The sequence below is a fragment of the Streptococcus sobrinus DSM 20742 = ATCC 33478 genome (genome assembly GCF_000686605.1).
GTDB lineage: Bacteria > Bacillota > Bacilli > Lactobacillales > Streptococcaceae > Streptococcus > Streptococcus sobrinus.
In genome coordinates, this window is record NZ_JMLC01000003.1 from 130,003 (window position 1) to 148,553 (window position 18,551).

13 protein-coding genes, 3 tRNA genes, 1 other RNA gene and 1 pseudogene are annotated in these 18,551 nt (G+C 43.5%); 13 read left to right on the forward strand and 5 right to left on the reverse strand.

The features are described from left to right. Positions 1–19 precede the first annotated feature (19 nt). Both BS63_RS0102565 and BS63_RS0102570 read left to right on the forward strand, forming a co-directional pair. Positions 20–1,288, forward strand: a complete 1,269-nt coding sequence (locus BS63_RS0102565) for a dihydroorotase (RefSeq protein ID WP_002962187.1) — start codon at positions 20–22, stop codon at positions 1,286–1,288. Between the two features lie 139 nt (positions 1,289–1,427). Then, positions 1,428–3,911 (forward strand): 5'-nucleotidase C-terminal domain-containing protein, encoded by a 2,484-nt coding sequence (locus BS63_RS0102570; protein ID WP_019769267.1) that lies wholly within the window; start codon positions 1,428–1,430, stop codon positions 3,909–3,911. Between the two features lie 135 nt (positions 3,912–4,046). Here the strand turns inward: BS63_RS0102570 and plsY are convergent, their stop codons facing one another. Beyond that, positions 4,047–4,688: a glycerol-3-phosphate 1-O-acyltransferase PlsY gene (gene plsY, locus BS63_RS0102575; protein WP_002962188.1), complete on the reverse strand. Its 642-nt coding sequence runs from the start codon at positions 4,686–4,688 to the stop codon at positions 4,047–4,049. 530 nt (positions 4,689–5,218) lie between these two features. Between plsY and parE the strand changes: the two genes are divergently transcribed. The 9 genes from parE to BS63_RS0102620 all read left to right on the forward strand — a co-directional run bounded on the left by parE (position 5,219) and on the right by BS63_RS0102620 (position 14,642). Beyond that, positions 5,219–7,162 (forward strand): DNA topoisomerase IV subunit B, encoded by a 1,944-nt coding sequence (gene parE, locus BS63_RS0102580; protein ID WP_019781123.1) that lies wholly within the window; start codon positions 5,219–5,221, stop codon positions 7,160–7,162. After that, the gene (locus tag BS63_RS0102585) at positions 7,162–7,980 is read left to right on the forward strand and encodes a hypothetical protein (protein ID WP_002960904.1); all 819 of its coding nucleotides are present in this window, start codon (positions 7,162–7,164) and stop codon (positions 7,978–7,980) included. Before parE ends, BS63_RS0102585 begins: the two co-directional genes overlap by 1 nt. Positions 7,981–8,481: 501 nt before the next feature. Continuing rightward, the gene (parC, locus tag BS63_RS0102590) at positions 8,482–10,941 is read left to right on the forward strand and encodes a DNA topoisomerase IV subunit A (protein WP_032798533.1); all 2,460 of its coding nucleotides are present in this window, start codon (positions 8,482–8,484) and stop codon (positions 10,939–10,941) included. A gap of 241 nt (positions 10,942–11,182) precedes the next feature. Beyond that, positions 11,183–12,205 carry a branched-chain amino acid aminotransferase gene (locus BS63_RS0102595; RefSeq protein WP_019769912.1) on the forward strand — a complete coding sequence of 341 codons (1,023 nt, stop codon included), beginning with the start codon at positions 11,183–11,185 and terminating at the stop codon, positions 12,203–12,205. Between the two features lie 209 nt (positions 12,206–12,414). Then, complete coding sequence (locus tag BS63_RS0102600) at positions 12,415–12,645, forward strand: DUF2969 domain-containing protein (RefSeq protein WP_002960890.1); 231 nt, start codon at positions 12,415–12,417, stop codon at positions 12,643–12,645. Positions 12,646–12,696: 51 nt separating this feature from the next. Beyond that, positions 12,697–12,777: transfer RNA gene (locus tag BS63_RS0102605), tRNA-Tyr, on the forward strand. 143 nt (positions 12,778–12,920) lie between these two features. Further along, a tRNA-Gln gene (locus BS63_RS0102610) sits at positions 12,921–12,992 on the forward strand. A gap of 115 nt (positions 12,993–13,107) precedes the next feature. Further along, entirely contained in the window at positions 13,108–14,310 is a 1,203-nt protein-coding gene (gene rpsA, locus BS63_RS0102615; protein WP_002960660.1) for a 30S ribosomal protein S1, read from the forward strand. A gap of 260 nt (positions 14,311–14,570) precedes the next feature. Then, positions 14,571–14,642: transfer RNA gene (locus BS63_RS0102620), tRNA-Arg, on the forward strand. Positions 14,643–14,751: 109 nt separating this feature from the next. On the opposite strand, the gene BS63_RS0102625 is transcribed toward BS63_RS0102620, so the two are convergent. Next, positions 14,752–15,339: a VTT domain-containing protein gene (locus BS63_RS0102625; protein WP_002960659.1), complete on the reverse strand. Its 588-nt coding sequence runs from the start codon at positions 15,337–15,339 to the stop codon at positions 14,752–14,754. A gap of 75 nt (positions 15,340–15,414) precedes the next feature. On the opposite strand from BS63_RS0102625, the gene ssrA reads away from it, so the two are divergent. Beyond that, positions 15,415–15,764: a transfer-messenger RNA gene (gene ssrA / locus BS63_RS1000000111670) on the forward strand. 40 nt (positions 15,765–15,804) lie between these two features. After that, complete coding sequence (locus BS63_RS0102630) at positions 15,805–16,434, forward strand: DUF3862 domain-containing protein (RefSeq protein WP_028798416.1); 630 nt, start codon at positions 15,805–15,807, stop codon at positions 16,432–16,434. A 218-nt stretch (positions 16,435–16,652) separates the two neighbouring features. Here BS63_RS0102630 and BS63_RS1000000112475 read toward each other — a convergent pair. From BS63_RS1000000112475 to BS63_RS0102645, 3 genes and pseudogenes are all read right to left on the reverse strand, one after another. Continuing rightward, positions 16,653–17,058, reverse strand: a pseudogene (locus BS63_RS1000000112475) (hypothetical protein); the annotation flags it as partial. A 218-nt stretch (positions 17,059–17,276) separates the two neighbouring features. Continuing rightward, a complete protein-coding gene (locus BS63_RS0102640; RefSeq protein ID WP_002960652.1) occupies positions 17,277–17,975 on the reverse strand; it encodes an ABC transporter ATP-binding protein in 699 nt (232 codons plus the stop codon). A gap of 24 nt (positions 17,976–17,999) precedes the next feature. After that, entirely contained in the window at positions 18,000–18,374 is a 375-nt protein-coding gene (locus BS63_RS0102645) for a GntR family transcriptional regulator (protein WP_002960650.1), read from the reverse strand. Between the last annotated feature and the right edge of the window lie 177 nt (positions 18,375–18,551).

Below are 18,551 nucleotides of genomic sequence, written 5' to 3' on the forward strand. Positions count from 1 at the left end.
TGATAGATAAGGAGTTGCTATGTTATTAATTAAAAACGGCCGAGTTATTGACCCTAAGTCTGGTTTTGATCAGATTGCTGATGTCTTGGTTGACGGTAAAAAAGTTGTCAAGATTGGCCAAAATCTCGATCAGACTGCTGACCAAGTTCTTGATGCAACTGGCTTAGTCGTTGCGCCTGGACTGGTAGATATTCATGTGCATTTTCGTGAACCAGGTCAGACCCATAAGGAGGACATCCATACGGGTGCCCTAGCGGCAGCAGCAGGAGGGGTGACAACGGTGGTCATGATGGCCAATACCAATCCTACCATTTCAGATATTGCCACCCTCAAGGAAGTCCTGGCCAGTGCGGCTAAGGAAGCTATCCATATTTATACCAATGCTACTGTCACCAAGAACTTTGATGGTCAAAATCTGACGGACTTCAAGGCCCTCCTAGAAGCCGGTGCTGTTTCCCTATCGGACGATGGCATTCCCCTAAAGAGTACCAAGGTGGTTCGAGAAGCTCTGGAATTGGCCAAGGCCAATCGTACCTTTATCGCTCTGCACGAGGAAGACCCTGAGCTCAATGGTATTCTGGGCTTCAATGAGAACATCGCTCATGAAGAATTCGGTTTCTGCGGGGCAACAGGTGTGGCTGAATACAGCATGATTGCCCGTGATGCCATGATTGCCCATGCCACCCAGGCCCATCTCCACATCCAGCACCTGTCCAAGGCTGAGTCTGTCAAGGTGGTCGAATTTGCCCAAGGACTGGGCGCTCCTGTAACAGCAGAAGCGGCCCCCCAACACTTCTCCAAGACTGAGGATTTACTTTTGGTCAAGGGGGCTATGGCTAAGATGAATCCACCCCTGCGGACGGAAAGTGACCGCCTAGCAGTTATTGAAGGTCTTAAATCAGGGGTCATTTCAGTCATCGCTACGGACCATGCCCCTCACCATGCGGATGAGAAGGCAGTTGCTGATATAACCAAGGCCCCATCTGGCATGACAGGGCTGGAAACCTCGCTCTCGCTTGGTTTGACCAATCTTGTCGAAACTGGAGACCTCAGCCTGTCGGATTTCTTGGCCAAGATGACCAGCAATCCAGCTGCTCTCTATGACTTTGATGCCGGTTATCTGGCTGAAAATGGACCAGCCGACATCATCATTTTTGCCGATAGGGAGGACCGTATTGTTTCCGACCAGTTCGCTTCTAAGGCCTCAAACTCCCCCTTCATCGGAGAAAGTCTCAAAGGTGTTGTCAAATATACCATCTGTGATGGTCAAATTATTTATCAAGCATAAGTGTGTAAAGACTAGGTAACTTAAGCACAACCTAGTCTTTTTGCTCGCTTAAAAATATTATTTTTTCTGAACAATCTCATTTCAAATTATCACTATTTATTGTATAATAGATGTTACTAATATTATTCTGGAGTTCTTCATGCGAAAGCAAACATTCTTAATCCCGACCTTATCTGCCCTCTTATTTTCGACGGCAATTTTACCAAATAAAATATACGCTGACGAGGCTAACATGAACAGTAGGGCTGATGAGCAGGCTGATTCTATCCAAGTATCAAAGTCGGGACAAGGGGAAGCAAGTCAGAATGCTTCCTCAGAAACTCCGGAAACTTCCTCAACTTCTGCAACTTCAGATGAGGCAGGCCAGACTAATAATCAGCAAGCCAAATGGATTTTGGTCAATAATCAATCAGAAGAAAATACGACTCCAGAAAATCAAGAAAAAACTAGCACAGAAACTCCTCAAGATTCAGCGTCAAAGTCAAATCAGGACATCACAATACTTCATACCAATGATGTCCACGGACGGATGGTGGAAGATGACAAGAATGGTGTTATTGGCGATGCCAAATTAGCTAGCGTTGTAGAAGCCTCTCGTCAGCAAGGTCAAACCCTAGTTTTTGATGCGGGTGATTCCTTCCAAGGCTTACCGATTTCTAACAGCAGCCAGGGTGAGGACATGGCTGACGTCATGAATAGCATTGGCTATGATGCTATGACTGTCGGTAATCATGAGTTTGATTTTGGTCTCTATCAATTGAAACGTCTCAAGGAGAAGTTGCAGTTTCCAATCCTCAGCTCCAATATCTATGTTAATGGAACTCGGCTCTTTGAACCATCGACCATCATTGATAAAACCCCTGACCAGGATGGTGATGAATTTGTTGTCATCGGGGTTACCACCCCAGAAACGGCGACCAAGACCCATCCCGATAACATCAAGGGAGTAACTTTTGCAGACCCAATTACAGAGGTCAACAATGTTATTGCTCAAACCGAAGCTAACGCAAAAGCCCAAGGGAAGACCTATCATAACTACGTCATCTTAAGCCACCTTGGCGTGGATGCAACTACCAAGACAGAATGGCGTGGTGATAGTCTAGCCCAGGCCTTAGCACAAAATGAGCTGCTGAAAGATAAGAATGTCATCGTTATTGATGGACATTCTCACACCGTCCTAGAGCTTAAGGATGGGAATGTCACCTACAACCAAACTGGTAGCTATCTCCATAATATTGGCTATATCACCCTGAATTCTGATCAGATTCTAGCCGCAGGAGATTTATCGGCAGACCAACTGCAAAATGTCACTCCAGATCCAGCCGTTGCCGGCCTGCTTCAAAAGATTCAGGCCAAGTACGAAGCGGAAAGCTCCCAGCTGGTTCTTGAGGATAATCCAGTTGAGCTCAATGGTGATCGGACTAATGTCCGAGTTCGCGAAACTAATTTGGGAGATGCTGTTGCTGATTCCATTTTGACCTATGGTCAAACGGGCTTTAGCCACAAATCTAATTTAGCAGTGATCAATGGCGGTGGTCTGCGGGAAACCTTGAAGGAAGGCCAACCCATCACAAAGGGTGATGTTATTGCCGTTCTTCCCTTTGGAAATACAGTTTCTCAGATTCAGGTGACTGGTCAAAATATCTACGATATGTTCAAGACCTCAGTGTCCTCAATTACGCAAGTCGATGCGACTGGACATTCGGTTTTGGATGAGAATGGTAACCCCTTGTTAGAACCAAGTGGTGGCTTTCTACAGCTAGCTGGTGCTCGGGTTTATTACGATACTAATCTGGATCCAGACAAGCGCATCCTTGAGATTGAGATTTGGGATCCTGAGACAGCTAACTTCAAGCCATTGGATCTGGCAAAAACCTATTATTTAGCGACCAATGATTTCTTGGCTGCTGGTGGAGATGACTACACCATGTTGGGTGGCCCCCGTGAAGAAGGACCATCAATGGATCAGGTCTTTGAGGATTATCTTAAATCAGATATCAATTTACTGCAGTATGAGGAGCTTAATCCAAATAATCGGATGATTTCGGTTTCATCACTGCAATACTATAATGAAAATTGGATTCTTAATCATATTAAGCGAAATACTTGGGATATTAAGACACCAGAAAAGGAAACCACTCAACCGACTAAAATTGATGTTGAGACCAATAATTCAGACAAGCAAGATGAGTCTAGTGACTTATCTGTTAAGAATACTGACTCAATCATTGAGCAGAAGATTGTGGATGACCTCGCTCTAGTCAGTAAGCAAGTGGAGCTCAATAGGGTGGCTGATCAGGCTGAGGAAGCTGTGAAACAGACCAATGATGGGGCAGAACAAAAAACTGATAAGTTGGACAAACCTAGCTCTGAAGATATTCAATTGCCAGATGTCAGCTCACCGTCCAAGGGACTAGGAAATGCCTCTGGTTCAAGTTCAGGTGGTCAATCAGGATCTGATCCAGCAGGTTCTAGCGTGCAGGCCAGTTCCCACTTTAATGCTACTAATTCGAATTCTACAAACGACACTTATTTTAACGAAATTTTGGTCAGCGTAGTCGGTGTAACTATTGTTGCAGCCGGTGCTGTGGTTGACCACCTGCGGGTCCGGAGACGGGAATAAGTAAATACAAAAAGGACATCCGCAAGGGTGTCTTTTTGTGTGGCCGCAAGACCACTAGTCGATAATTCTAATTAGGCTAAACAAAAAAGCAGATGCGACAATCTCGAATCTGCTTGAACTTTATAGGTTTAAATCTCATTTCTTAGGATGCTGGTGGGTCAGGTTGAGACCGAAAGGTACCAGATTTTCTTCCCTATTCTTAATTCGAACCATATTATCCTTGTGGCGGGTGATGATTATCAAGGCCAGACAGGAGACGACTAGAGTAAAGAGCCAATCGTAGCTTGGTAAGATGAAATGAAAGGCTGGGAAGGTAAAGAGGGTGATTAGGCCGATGACCGAAACGGCGATGCTGGAGAAAGAAATCATGCTAGTCAAGAAAAGAACGGTGAAGAAGATAGCCAGTAAAAAAAGGCAGTAGGGAGGGGTAAAGCCTAAGAGCACCCCTGCACTGGTGGCGACTGCCTTGCCCCCTTTGAAGCCGGCAAAAAGGGGTAAGGTGTGGCCTAGCACGGCGAAGAAACCGATAAGAAGGGGTGAAATAGCCGTTGCTCCAAACCAGACGGGTAGCAGCACCGCTAGGGTACCCTTGAGCATGTCCATCAGAAAGGTAATGCTACCAGCTGTTTTTCCCAAGACACGAAAAGTGTTGGTCGTACCCGTATTCCCACTACCGTAGTCGCGAATATTTTTATGGTAAAAAATCTGCCCAATCCAGAGCCCAGAAGGAATGGAGCCCAGGAGATAGGCAATAATGATAAAAATAATAGATTCCATGCTATCATTATATCAAAAATTAAGGCCTGATTACAGGCTTTCTTAAATATGAAGAAAAAGCGGTCGATATTACCGCTTTATCGCAGTTAGTAAGGGAGGTAGGCAGACCGCCTAAAGCGGCTGACGTCTAGCCTCCAAGTGCTTTAGCACTTAGGAGCTAGTCCACCTTATACTCATCAAACTTCAAAACTAGCAATTTACTTTCTCAATATGATCACGTCTGAAAAATGGACATATATCTTTAACTAACTAAACAGTTGCAAAGTGATACTTTCGCCAAAGTGGTATTATAAGCAACAATCATAATAGTTGCTTATAACGGAAATTTTGAGACCGAGGCTCAAAATTTAGCAATGAAACTACGTGAGGAGTTTGCTTGCGTCCGCACTTTTAAGAAAGTAACAAAAATGCTAACTTTGATTTTAATTGAGTATTAGAAAAAGCTTATTTGCTAAGCTGAGGCCAAATTCTTTTGCAAATTCCCTCAAAAACTTGTAATATAAGAGGGATGAATAATTGGGAGGTCAACTTTGACTAAAAAAGAAATTTCAATTACAAATTATAATGATGATGCCATTCAGGTGCTAGAAGGGTTGGATGCGGTCCGCAAGCGTCCCGGTATGTATATCGGTTCGACCGATGGCACGGGCCTCCACCATCTGGTTTGGGAGATTATCGACAATGCTGTCGATGAAGCCCTGTCTGGCTTTGGAGATCGTATTGAGGTGGTTCTCCACCAGGATGGCTCGGTTAGCGTCACCGATAGTGGTCGGGGGATGCCGACGGGGATGCACGCCACCGGCAAGCCGACCGTTGAGGTTATCTTCACCGTCCTCCACGCTGGTGGTAAGTTCGGTCAAGGTGGTTACAAGACCTCTGGTGGTCTGCACGGGGTTGGTTCTTCCGTTGTTAATGCCCTGTCCAGCTGGCTGGAAGTTGAGATTACCCGTGATGGTGCGGTTTACAAGCAGCGTTTTGAAAATGGTGGTAAGCCTGTCACTGGTTTGGAAAAAATCGACACTGCCCCTAAGTCCAAATCAGGGACCAAGGTCACCTTCAAGCCTGATGAAACGATTTTCTCAACTACTGATTTCAGATTCAATACCATTTCTGAACGGCTCAAGGAATCGGCCTTCCTACTTAAGGAAGTAACCTTAGTTCTCAAGGATGAACGTACAGATGAAGAAGCTGAATTTCATTATGAAAATGGGGTTCAAGACTTCGTTTCCTACTTGAATGAAGATAAGGAGACTCTAACCCCTGTTATCTATTTTGAGGGGGAGAACCAAGGCTTCCAAGTCCAAGTGGCTATGCAGTACAATGATGGCTTCTCTGACAATATCCTCTCCTTTGTCAATAATGTTCGGACCAAGGATGGCGGTACCCACGAAACAGGGCTCAAGACAGCCATTACCAAGGCCATGAACGACTATGCCAGAAAGACCGGCCTGCTCAAGGACAAGGACAAAAATCTGGAAGGGTCTGACTACCGTGAGGGTCTGTCAGCCGTCCTCTCTATCTTGGTTCCCGAAGAGCATCTGCAATTTGAAGGTCAAACCAAGGACAAATTGGGCAGCCCTCTGGCCCGTCCCGTTGTCGATGGCTTGGTTTCCGATCAGCTGACCTTCTTCCTTATGGAAAATGGCGAGCTGGCCTCCAGTCTGGTTCGCAAGGCCATCAAGGCTAGGGATGCCCGTGAGGCAGCCCGCAAGGCCCGTGATGAAAGTCGTAACGGCAAGAAAAATAAGAAGGACAAGGGCCTCCTTTCTGGTAAACTGACCCCTGCCCAATCTAAAAATCCTAAGAAAAATGAACTCTACCTGGTCGAAGGGGACTCAGCCGGCGGTTCAGCCAAGCAAGGACGGGACCGTAAGTTTCAAGCTATTCTGCCTTTGCGGGGGAAGGTTCTTAATACCGAAAAGGCCAAGATGCCTGACATCCTCAAAAATGAGGAAATCAATACCATGATTTACACCATCGGAGCCGGTGTCGGCCCTGACTTTAGCCTGGATGACATTAACTATGATAAGATTATCATCATGACCGATGCTGATACCGATGGGGCCCATATTCAGACTCTCTTGCTGACTTTTTTCTATCGTTACATGCGTCCCCTAGTGGAAGCTGGCCATGTCTACATTGCCCTGCCACCACTTTACAAAATGTCCAAGGGAAAGGGCAAGAAGGAGCAGGTGGAATACGCCTGGACCGATGGCGAATTAGAAGAGCTCCGCCAGAAATTTGGCAAAGGCTCCATGCTCCAACGCTACAAGGGGCTGGGAGAAATGAATGCTGATCAGCTCTGGGAAACCACCATGGACCCCGACAACCGCACCCTTATCCGCGTGACCATTGAAGACCTGGCCCGAGCAGAACGCCGCGTCTCCGTTCTGATGGGTGATAAACCAGCTCCGCGCCGAAAGTGGATTGAGGACAACGTCAAGTTCACGCTGGAGGAAAGTACGGTGTTTTGATGGTTAGGAAAAATTATTTTGAAATTTTAGATAATATGAGTTTCGACCCTAAAGCTGAGCTAGATAGTTTACTGGGACTTTTGAACAAGTCTGTTTATTATTCAACATCTATTTATGATACTATATCTGAAAATTTTCTTAGTTATAAAAATAGGTTAACTATTACTAATTTTGATGAGTTTTTAGCTTACATTTGGCAGAGTGGTGAAAATTCGACGGATATTTTATTTCTTACTTCAGAAATTTTGAATGATATTTTCCGAGACTTCTTAAATGTATTTTCAGATGAGGAGAATAAATATATTGAGGAGGCGATATTTCACAATATAAATAAGTTTCTAGATTTATCAAACCATGAGTTTCTTACTCTAGAAAGTGGTCGTCAAATTATCGTTGAAAAGAATGTCTATGCTTCAGAAGTATCTCAGATTGTGTTTAAGACAAATATTCAAGAAGCTATTAAGGTATTAGAATATAATCATTTTGCTAATAAGGGAAATATAGAACGGAAAAGAGAAATACTCAAATCACTTGCTGATTATCTTGAGCCCCTTAGAAGCGAGATTAATGCGTCAGAGGAACTGAAAGAGGTTCTCAAAGTAAATAATAAAAAGATAATTTCTGTTGAAAAACTTTTTGAGATGTACAATCAATTTGGTTTAAGACATAATAATACTGAACAGTATCATCTTGGTATGTCTGAAGCTGAAATTGAACAGTGGTATGATGATATTTATACCTCAACTTTATTTGTTATTCTCAGTTTAAATGAGGCACAAATTTTATCACGGCTAAATAAGCTAAAATCTAATAGTTGACTTGCTCGCCCACCTCAACCCTCTCCACCGTGGAGAAACTGGCGCAAGCCAGCCCTCGTGAGAGGGCTAAATCAATAATCGCTGCCGTGATGGAAAGACTGTTTGGAAATTTCCAAACAGTCTCGGAAAAATGGAGACTTTAGGCTCCATTTTTAGCCATGGAATTTCGCAGAAAGTCGCTGGCGTCCGCATCACCTAAAGCGATTATTAAAAAAACAAATTATAAAAAGCCACTTCGGCTAAGAACCCAAAGAAACAAATGCTCAGCTAGCATCCTAACTGAACAGGGGACTAAATGTCTAGGAAAAAAGACAAAACTGCCTAGACGCAGGCGTCGTCGTTAGTTTTCCTATTTTTCTACGACATTTTTCGAAAGCGAAACGTCCCTTTGTATCTTATGAAAGGAGTTGAATTCGCCCTAAAGTCTGTGTAAAAAAGATAAATCGTCTAGGAAATCAGGATTTCCTATTTTTACTTTGACTTTTACGGGCTTAATATCCTATGTCCAATGTACAAAACATATCCCTTGAGGATATCATGGGAGATCGCTTCGGCCGCTACTCTAAATACATCATTCAGGAGCGTGCGCTTCCTGATATTCGCGATGGCCTCAAGCCCGTTCAACGCCGGATTCTTTATTCTATGAATAAGGACGGCAATACATTTGAGAAGAGCTATCGTAAGTCGGCCAAGTCGGTCGGTAATATCATGGGGAATTTCCATCCCCACGGGGATTCTTCCATTTATGATGCCATGGTCCGCATGTCTCAGGACTGGAAGAATCGCGAAATTCTGGTCGAAATGCACGGGAACAACGGTTCTATGGATGGTGACCCACCGGCTGCCATGCGTTATACCGAAGCTAGGTTGTCAGAAATTGCTGGCTACCTCCTGCAAGACATCGACAAGGACACCGTGCCCTGGGCCTGGAACTTTGACGATACCGAGAAGGAACCGACGGTTCTGCCGGCTGCCTTCCCCAACCTCCTGGTCAATGGGGCCACAGGGATTTCGGCTGGTTATGCGACCGATATTCCGCCCCACAATTTGGCTGAGGTCATTGATGCCGTCATCTATATGATTGACCATCCCAAGGCTACGGTGGATAAGCTCATGGAATTCATGCCTGGGCCAGACCTGCCGACCGGTGCCATTATTCAAGGGGCTGACGAAATTCGCAAGGCCTATGAAACCGGTAAGGGTCGAATTGTCGTTCGCTCGCGGACTGAGATTGAACCCCTCAAGGCTGGCAAAGAGCAGATTGTCGTCACCGAGATTCCTTATGATGTCAATAAGGCCCTGTTGGTCAAGAAGATTGACGATGTTCGCATCAACAATAAGGTACCCGGCATCGCCGAAGTGCGGGACGAATCTGACCGTGATGGTTTGCGAATTGCCATTGAGCTCAAGAAGGATGCCGATAGTCAGGCCATTCTCAACTACCTGCTCAAATACACCGACCTACAAATTAACTATAATTTCAATATGGTGGCTATTGAAAATTTCACGCCAAAGCAGGTTGGAATTATTCCCATCCTGACCAGCTATATTGCTCACCGGCGGGACATTATTGTAGCTCGCTCCAAGTTTGACAAGAACAAGGCCGAAAAACGCCTCCATATTGTTGAAGGTTTGATTCGGGTTCTGTCCATCCTGGATGAGGTTATCGCCCTCATTCGGGCTTCGGAAAATAAGGCCGATGCCAAGGAAAACCTCAAGGTCTCCTACGATTTTACCGAGGAACAGGCTGAAGCTATTGTCACCCTCCAGCTCTATCGTCTGACCAACACCGACATTGTGACCCTAGAGGAAGAAGATGCTGCCCTGCGGGAACAGATAGCCACTCTCAAGGCCATTATTGGCGACGAACGAACTATGTTCAACCTCATGAAACGTGAACTCCGTGAGGTCAAGAAGAAATTTGCTAACCCCCGTCGTTCGGAATTGCAAGCTCAGGCACAAGCCATTGAAATTGATACAGCCAGCCTGATTGTTGAAGAGGACACCTATGTCAGCCTAACCCGCAGCGGTTATCTCAAACGAACCAGCCCCCGATCTTACAATGCCTCAACGCCTGAGGAATTGGGCAAGCGGGATGATGACAGAGCCATCTTGATTGCTCCGGCCAAGACTACCCAGCACTTGCTGGTATTCACAAATCTGGGGAATGTCATCTACCGACCTATTCATGAATTGACCGATATTCGCTGGAAGGACATCGGCGAGCATCTCTCGCAAACCCTGACTAATTTTGCCACGGAAGAAGAAGTTCTTTATGCTGAAATCATTGACGATTTCACACATGAGACCTATTTTGCGGTAACCAAGCAGGGGCAAATCAAACGGGTTGATCGGACCGAATTCCAGCCTTGGCGAAGCTATAAGACCAAATCGGCCAAATACGCTAAGCTCAAGGGAGATGGTGACCAGGTGATTGCTATGGCTCCGATTAAGCTGGACCAAGTCATGGTCATTACCGAAAAGGGCTATGCCCTCCACTTCTCCATCGAAGAAGTGCCAGTGGTCGGTAGCAAGGCAGCCGGGGTTAAGGCCATCAATCTTAAGGATGGCGACACCGTTCAGTCGGCCTTTATCGCCAATACCAAGTCCTTCTTTATCCTGACCCAGCGAGGCAGCCTCAAGCGGATGGCTCTGGATGATATTCCATTAGCCAAGCGGGCAGGGCGTGGTCTTCAAGTTCTGCGAGAACTCAAGTCCAAACCCCACCGTGTCTTCCTAGCAGGACCCGTTCTGTCGGATGCCAACACCCAAGACCTAGACCTCTTTAGCACAGAAGTCCAAGAGTCTGATGACCAACAGATTTTGGAAGTCATGTCCAAGACCGGCAAGCTGGAACAAGTCAACCTGGTTGAACTAGGACTGTCAGAACGCACCAGCAATGGTAGCTTCATTTCGGATACCATTTCAGACCAGGAGATCTATCGAGCAGAAGTAAAATAATAACTCTTTGAAAATCAAAATTTTCCGTCGTTAACTCGCTTTGCCGTAGGTCAGTACAACCTACAGCTCATTGCTTCGGCAATTTCCGATTTTCATTAAGTATTAGAAGTTAGACGAGTCCCTTGTCTAGCTTCTTTCTTTTATTGGCCAAATTTTCTGAATTTTTCCACAAAAGTCTTGAAAAAGAAAAGGAAAAGGTCTACAATAGAACCACATTACCTGATAGAAAGAGGAATTGATTATGACAGTTGATTTAGATTGGGAAAACCTAGGCTTCGCTTATCGTAAGCTACCTTTCCGTTATATTTCTTACTATAAAGATGGTAAGTGGGACGAGGGTAAATTAACCGAAGATGCCACTCTGCATATTTCTGAGAGTTCTCCAGCCCTCCACTATGGACAACAAGCTTTTGAAGGTCTAAAAGCTTATCGAACCAAGGATGGCTCCGTTCAACTTTTCCGCCCAGATCGCAATGCAGCCCGCCTGCAAAATACAGCTGATCGTCTCCTCATGCCACAGGTACCAACGGATAAATTCATTGCTGCTTGTAAGCAAGTTGTTAAGGCTAATGAAGACTATGTGCCACCATATGGTACAGGAGCTACCCTTTATCTGCGTCCTCTTTTGATTGGGGTTGGAGATATTATCGGGGTGCACCCAGCTACCGAATACATTTTCACCGTCTTTGCAATGCCAGTTGGTAACTACTTCAAAGGTGGTTTGCAACCAACTAACTTCTTGATTCAAGATGAGTATGACAGAGCAGCACCACATGGTACTGGGGCTGCCAAGGTCGGTGGGAACTACGCTGCCAGCCTCATGCCTGGTGACATCGCCCACAATACAGGCTTCTCAGATGTTATCTATCTTGACCCAGCTACCCACACCAAGATTGAAGAAGTCGGTTCAGCTAACTTCTTTGGTATTACTAAGGATAATGAATTTGTAACGCCGCTCAGTCCATCCATCCTACCATCCATTACCAAATATTCTCTGCTCTACCTTGCCGAACATAATCTTGGTCTCAAGCCTGTTCAAGGAGATGTCTTCATTGATGATTTGGACCGCTTCAAGGAAGCAGGTGCCTGCGGTACCGCAGCTGTCATCTCACCAATCGGTGGTGTCAAACACGGTGACGATTTCCACGTCTTCTACAGCGAAACAGAAGTAGGACCAGTCACTCGTCAACTTTACGACCTCTTGACTGGTATCCAATTCGGTGACGTTGAAGGCCCAGAAGGCTGGATTTACAAAGTCGATTAATAATCTCAAAAGCTTCTTGCAGACTTCCTCTGCAGGAAGTTTTTTATGATGTTGAAAAGTCTTTCCAATTAGAAATGAAATTTTTCTGGAAGCGACGACCTCACTCCTTGAAACTCTACTAATTAGAAATAATTGTTTTTTCATCTTGCATGCTTCTTGGAATTTGTGTAAAATTAATAAGAAATTTAATCATAACAAGGAAGTAAGTCATGGCTAAGAAAGACAAGAAAATTGAAATCCAGCTGGCAGATGCCCAAGTCACAGTCTCTGGAAGAAAGCTGGCAGGCTACCAATTGACCATTGGTAAACGTACAGTTGGACAAATCGTAGAAGTAGAGGGCCAGTTTGCGACGGTTGAAAATGAAGCACTCAAAGATTCCTATAAAACCCTAGACCAGGCAATGGAATCTATCATCGAAAATTACAACCTAAATCACTAAAAACTGTTGACATTAAGGGTTCCTTTATGTTAGAATGAACCCTAGTTGCATGGAAGGGTAGCGAAGAGGCTAAACGCGGCGGACTGTAAATCCGCTCCTTCGGGTTCGGGGGTTCGAATCCCTCCCCTTCCATTAAGATACCAAGACCGTTAAAAAATCTCGTATGAAAATAGGGAAGTGAGGAAAAGTGTTGATACTTTTCCCGAACTTCATCTTTTTCATTAGAGGTTTAGGGCGGGTTCAGTTTCCCATAAACTGAACAGTGGTACTATTTTTGGGGTATAGCCAAGCGGTAAGGCAAGGGACTTTGACTCCCTCATGCGTTGGTTCGAATCCAGCTACCCCAGTCTGAGGTTGTGAGGTCTGCCCTCAAACCGTCAAGGAGTCCTTGCGGGTTGCCTTAAGAAAATATAGTGTTGTCAAGAGCTGGCTAGGCCAGTTCTTGCTGGAGGTTTTTTTAGAATGAACGAATTTGAAGATTTGCTAAACAGTGTTAGTGAAGTTAACCCTGGTGATGTTGTCACTGCTGAAGTTTTGACAGTTGATAATGGTCAAGCAAACGTAATCATAGAAGGTACTGGTATCGAAGGTGTATTGACTCTTCGTGAATTGACTAACAATCGTGAAGCTGACATTAATGATTTTGTCAATGCTGGCGATAAAATTGAAGTTCTTGTCCTTCGCCAAGTTGTCGGAAAAGATACAGATACCGTTACTTATCTTGTCTCTAAAAAACGCTTGGAAGCACGTAAGGCTTGGGACAAACTTGTCGGTCGTGAAGGTGAAGTTGTAACCGTTAAGGGAACTCGCGCTGTTAAGGGCGGCCTTTCAGTTGAATTTGAAGGACTTCGTGGATTTATTCCAGCTTCAATGCTTGATACTCGCTTTGTTCGTAATACTGAACAATTTGTTGGTCAAGATATCGAAGCTAAAATCAAAGAAGTTGATCCAGCTGAGAACCGTTTCATCCTGTCACGTCGTGAAGTTGTAGAAGAAAAGAATGCAGCAGCTCGTCAAGAAATCTTCTCTAAACTTGAAGTTGGCTCAATCGTTAAGGGTAAAGTTGCTCGTTTGACAAGCTTCGGTGCCTTCGTTGACCTTGGCGGTGTTGATGGACTTGTTCACGTGACTGAATTGTCTCACGAACGTAACGTCTCACCTAAGTCAGTGGTTTCTGTTGGTGATGAAATCGATGTTAAGGTACTTGCTATCGACGAAGAAGCAGGACGTATTTCATTGTCGTTGAAAGCAACAACCCCTGGACCATGGGACGGTGTTGAACAAAAATTGGCTGCCGGTGATGTTATCGACGGTAAAGTTAAACGCTTAACTGACTTCGGTGCCTTTGTTGAGGTTCTTCCTGGTATTGATGGACTTGTTCACATCTCACAAATTTCTCACAAACGTGTTGAAAATCCAAAAGATGTCCTTTCAGTAGGTCAAGATGTTCAAGTTAAGGTCTTGTCAGTAGATGCTGATGCAGAACGTGTATCCTTGTCTATCAAGGCACTTCAAGAACGCCCAGCTGATGCTGAAGGCCAAAACCAAGGTGAAAAACGTCAATCACGTCCACGTCGTCAAAAACGTGAAAAACGCGATTACGAATTGCCAGAAACTCAAACAGGTTTCTCAATGGCAGATCTCTTTGGAGATATCGAATTATAAGATTAAGAACAGCTCTTGGGCTGTTTTTTTTGCAATTTAAACGGCTATCTATGAGGCTTAAACGTATTGGTGTCGGCTCATAGATTATGGACACCTACCTGTGATTTTCGACAGGCCAGTTTCTATACTTCGATATTTGATGTCCAAGTGAGGCCCAGAAATGGCTTTTCAAACGGGCCTTTGGAATTTCCGCCTTGCCTGAAAATCTTGGATTTTCCTATAGCAATATCTCAGTTAACATGGTATAATAATAGTCGTTGCCACTCTTAGTGTAATGGATATCACGTAAGATTCCGGTTCTTGAGATGGGGGTTCGATTCCCTCAGAGTGGAAAAGAAAAGACCGTTAGTTAAACTAGCGGTCTTTTATTGTATGATGATTTATCCAATGGTAATTTTCAGTATATAAAAAAGAATCTACATGAGGTTCTTCCATTAATGCTTAGAAAATTTGCAGGAGCCATTTACCACCCAGTACCCAAATCAGATTGTAACCGATGACAGAGAGAGGCTTGGTCCAAAGCATAATCAGACTGAACTTCTTTATGGGCATATTGGTCAGACCAGTTACCATGACCACCAGGTCAGCTGGGGATACTGGTGAAACCATACAGAAGATAAAGAAATACTGATAACCAGGGCTCTCTAGCTTGGCTTCATACTTGCGGAAGGTTTCCTCCTTAACGAAGAGCAGGATAAACCTGCGACCATATTTTTGAACCAGAGCAAAGAGAATGATACTACCGATAATAATACCGACAGAATTGTAGATAAGTCCTGGCCAGAAGCCAAAGACGGCGAAACCAACAATCGTCGTCACGCCACCAGGGATGATGGGAAAGACTACTTGGATAATCTGAATCAGAATGAAAATGAAGGGCGATAGTATCTTATACTGGATGACCCAGTTTTTGAAGCGATCAAAGTCACTTAGAGTGCCATCTCTGAAGAGCCAGATTGCAAAAATAGCAGAGGCAATAAGGACAATCCAGCCCAGCCATTGAATAGCTTTTTTTGTAAATTCGTACATGCTAAAATTATACCTTAATTCCCTTATTTTTGCTATTTTTAGGTGGATTTGTTATAATGGGCCAAGTAATATTTAGGGGTCGTTACGGATTCGACAGGCATTATGAGGCTTGTTTTGCAACCCATCGGCAGATGTAAAAATGCCAGTTAAATATAACTGCAAAAAATACAAATTCTTACGCAGTAGCTGCCTAAACACCAGCCTGTGTGACTAATAGCGAATGGCTTGTGTTTGCTTATTAGTCTTAAAAAACAGCAAGCTACGTTAGGCTGCAGTCAGGTCAGCCTAAAAGAGATCTACTGACTCGCAAGATTTAGGCTTGAGTTATGTGTCAAGGTCTTGTTAAAGCAATACATAACCTATGGTTGTAGACGAATGAGTTAGCAGGTGTTTGGACGTGGGTTCGACTCCCACCGGCTCCATTGAGAGAATATCTTAGTTTTAGATAGAGAGAAGGATGTTATTATGAAAAAAGTATTAGTGACCCTAGTGGCTTTACTTGCTGCTATCGTTTTAGTATCTTGTAAGAAAAATAATCAGAGTAAGACCTCATCCTTTAGTCTGAGTTCCACGACTCTACAGAGTTCTGACAATCATGATGGTGTCCGTAAGAACTTCGATAAGGTTAAGGTTGGAAAGTCCGATAATGACTTTGCTGGTGGTACTAACCTAGCCCAATTAAAACAATATTTTGGTCAACCAAAGAGTCACAAACAAGAAAAGCCTTCGTCCGGGAATATCACCTTGGATGTTTATACTTGGAACGTTGGTAATATCACAGTTGAAGTCAAACTCTTCAAAGATAGTACCTTAGTTCGTTCCATTAAGGGCTACACCTATCAGAGGGATGCTAATTTTTCTGCGAAAGACTATAAGAATTTGAAGAATGGCTATGCTTATTCAAGCATGGTTGCCAAGTACGGGGCACCAGATAGCCTTTCAGAAGCAGCATCGTCTGATAAAACTGAGATCCAAGCTGTTTGGTCCAGTAATCTTAAATTAGCCAAGGGCCAAAAGGAGGGGCAGATGATTCTAAACTTTACTAATGGCAAATTGACCGATAAGGAGCAGTCTGGATTAGGTCAAGCAAAATAAACAACAAGAAAAAAGCCTTGATTTCAAGGCTTTTTCTATAATCAGTTATTGAATATCGACTTTGTATTTTATGATATAGTGGGTGACCTGATACCAGATGAAGGCGAGAACAGCATCAACAAGGATTCCGACTATTACCCGTGTGTTATAATCCACAATAATATTTTCATTACCAGTTGCTATTTGAAGGAAACTATTGACAAAGGTGAAAATCCCCTCAATAACAAAGTAGCTAATGAAAGCCATTAAAACCCGATGATTACGGAAAAGTTGACCAACAGAAATAGCAGCATAAATTAAGAGAATATTTGCGACCCGTCCGACAATTGACCCTAATAACCATAGTGGGACACTGTTGTGAATGGCAGTGACTGTTGCCTTAGGTAAAGAAGCATAAATTCTACTATAGAATTCAGAAACTTCTTGCTGATTAATAAAGAGATAGATTAATCCCATAGCTAAGGCAATGACTAAATAATTACCGATTGTTAAAGCTAAAGCTGCCGAAAGTTTTGAAGAAATCAACTGACTTTCTTTAACTGGTAGTGTTAGACTCAGATAACCCTCACGACCGAAAAGATGACTATAGAAGCGGCGGATGATTAAAATCAGAGTGGCAATTAATTGGCCGATAATTAAGCTGATAAAGGCAAAGACGAGTAAGACAAAGGTTACGACCAGTAAACCACCATTGTTAAGTAGGTCGTAGTGACGACTTAGATAGGAAGCATAGAAACCCAAAACTAAGCTGGCCAATAGAATTAAACCATTCATGGCTAAATACCAGTGTCCGACTGCCTTAAATTCATACTTAACTAATTTACTAAACATACGGAGACCTCCTAGTTCTGGAATATTTCTCTAAAGAGTGAATCAATGGATTTTCCGTGTTCAAAGCGGATATCATCACTGTTACCCTCAAGGATAACTTTGCCCTCTTTTAGAAAAATCACATCATCAAGAATTTGTTCAACATCTGCAATCAGATGGGTAGAAATGATAACCGAAGCATCTTCTGAATAGTTGTTGATAATGGTACGCAGAATATAATCCCTTGCGGCTGGGTCAACTCCACCGATAGGCTCGTCTAGAATATAAAGTTTGGCCTTTCGACTCATGACCAGGATAAGTTGAACTTTTTCCTTGTTACCTTTGGATAAATTTTTAATCTTCTCTTTAGAGTCAATACCGAGGTCTTCGAGTAGATGCTCAGCCTTTTGATAATCAAAATCTTCATAAAAATCTTTGAACATATTCAAGGCTTGTTTGACCGAAAAGTTTTCGTTTAGATAGCTAGTATCTGGCAGATATGAGATTATCTTTTTGGAGTCTGCAGAAGGGTGGAAGCCATCAACAACGATGTCACCGCTTGTCTGCTTGAGTAAACCGTTGATGAGCTTAATCAGGGTAGTTTTTCCGCTCCCGTTTGGTCCTAGTAATCCAATAATTTTACCACTAGAAATAGTCAAGCTTACGTCATCCAATGCTTGATGTTGGCCATAAGCTTTTGAGACGTGGTGTACTTGTAGTAATTTCTCCATGTTTGTCTCTCTTTCTTGATTCGGCTACTTTTCTGACTGATTCATCAGATATTTCTTGGTTTCTTCTAAGATTTCTTGATTAGAAAATCCGATATTTGCCATATTTGAAGCAAAGCCAGCAATTTCATCTTCGGCAAGTTCAACTCGCTTTTCCTTAATAAGCTCTTCGTCTTCGGTAACAAAGCGGCCAGCAGTTCGACGAGAGAATACGATTCCTTCACGCTCTAGTTCGGTAAAGGCTCTCTGCATGGTGTTTGGATTGACACCGGCTTCCTGAGCGTAGTCTCGAACAGTTGGCAATTGTTCTCCTTGCTTCATTTCTTGGCTAACGATTTTGATTTTAATGTTTTTTGCAATTTGCAAATAGATTGGTGATTTTTCATCAAAGGTCCAAGCCATATAGTCTCCTCCCAATTTATAATTGTCATAAATAAATAATACAGTAAAATTATTTAAATATCAAGTTCTATTCCTTGTAATCTAAGAGTATAATAAGCTAAATCTAGGGCTTGAAGGAGAAAATTCTTTGCTTTCATAGTATAATAATAATTAACTAACAAACAAGAAAGAAAGGAT

What these genes read in the sequence shown, in the direction of transcription:
- BS63_RS0102565 (WP_002962187.1), top strand. Translation starts at nt 20, where the DNA reads ATGTTATTAATTAAAAACGGCCGAGTTATTGACCCTAAGTCTGGTTTT.
- BS63_RS0102570 (WP_019769267.1), top strand. Translation starts at nt 1,428, where the DNA reads ATGCGAAAGCAAACATTCTTAATCCCGACCTTATCTGCCCTCTTATTT.
- plsY (WP_002962188.1), bottom strand. Translation starts at nt 4,688, where the DNA reads ATGGAATCTATTATTTTTATCATTATTGCCTATCTCCTGGGCTCCATT.
- BS63_RS0102585 (WP_002960904.1), top strand. Translation starts at nt 7,162, where the DNA reads ATGGTTAGGAAAAATTATTTTGAAATTTTAGATAATATGAGTTTCGAC.
- parC (WP_032798533.1), top strand. Translation starts at nt 8,482, where the DNA reads ATGTCCAATGTACAAAACATATCCCTTGAGGATATCATGGGAGATCGC.
- BS63_RS0102595 (WP_019769912.1), top strand. Translation starts at nt 11,183, where the DNA reads ATGACAGTTGATTTAGATTGGGAAAACCTAGGCTTCGCTTATCGTAAG.
- BS63_RS0102600 (WP_002960890.1), top strand. Translation starts at nt 12,415, where the DNA reads ATGGCTAAGAAAGACAAGAAAATTGAAATCCAGCTGGCAGATGCCCAA.
- rpsA (WP_002960660.1), top strand. Translation starts at nt 13,108, where the DNA reads ATGAACGAATTTGAAGATTTGCTAAACAGTGTTAGTGAAGTTAACCCT.
- BS63_RS0102625 (WP_002960659.1), bottom strand. Translation starts at nt 15,339, where the DNA reads ATGTACGAATTTACAAAAAAAGCTATTCAATGGCTGGGCTGGATTGTC.
- BS63_RS0102630 (WP_028798416.1), top strand. Translation starts at nt 15,805, where the DNA reads ATGAAAAAAGTATTAGTGACCCTAGTGGCTTTACTTGCTGCTATCGTT.
- BS63_RS0102640 (WP_002960652.1), bottom strand. Translation starts at nt 17,975, where the DNA reads ATGGAGAAATTACTACAAGTACACCACGTCTCAAAAGCTTATGGCCAA.
- BS63_RS0102645 (WP_002960650.1), bottom strand. Translation starts at nt 18,374, where the DNA reads ATGGCTTGGACCTTTGATGAAAAATCACCAATCTATTTGCAAATTGCA.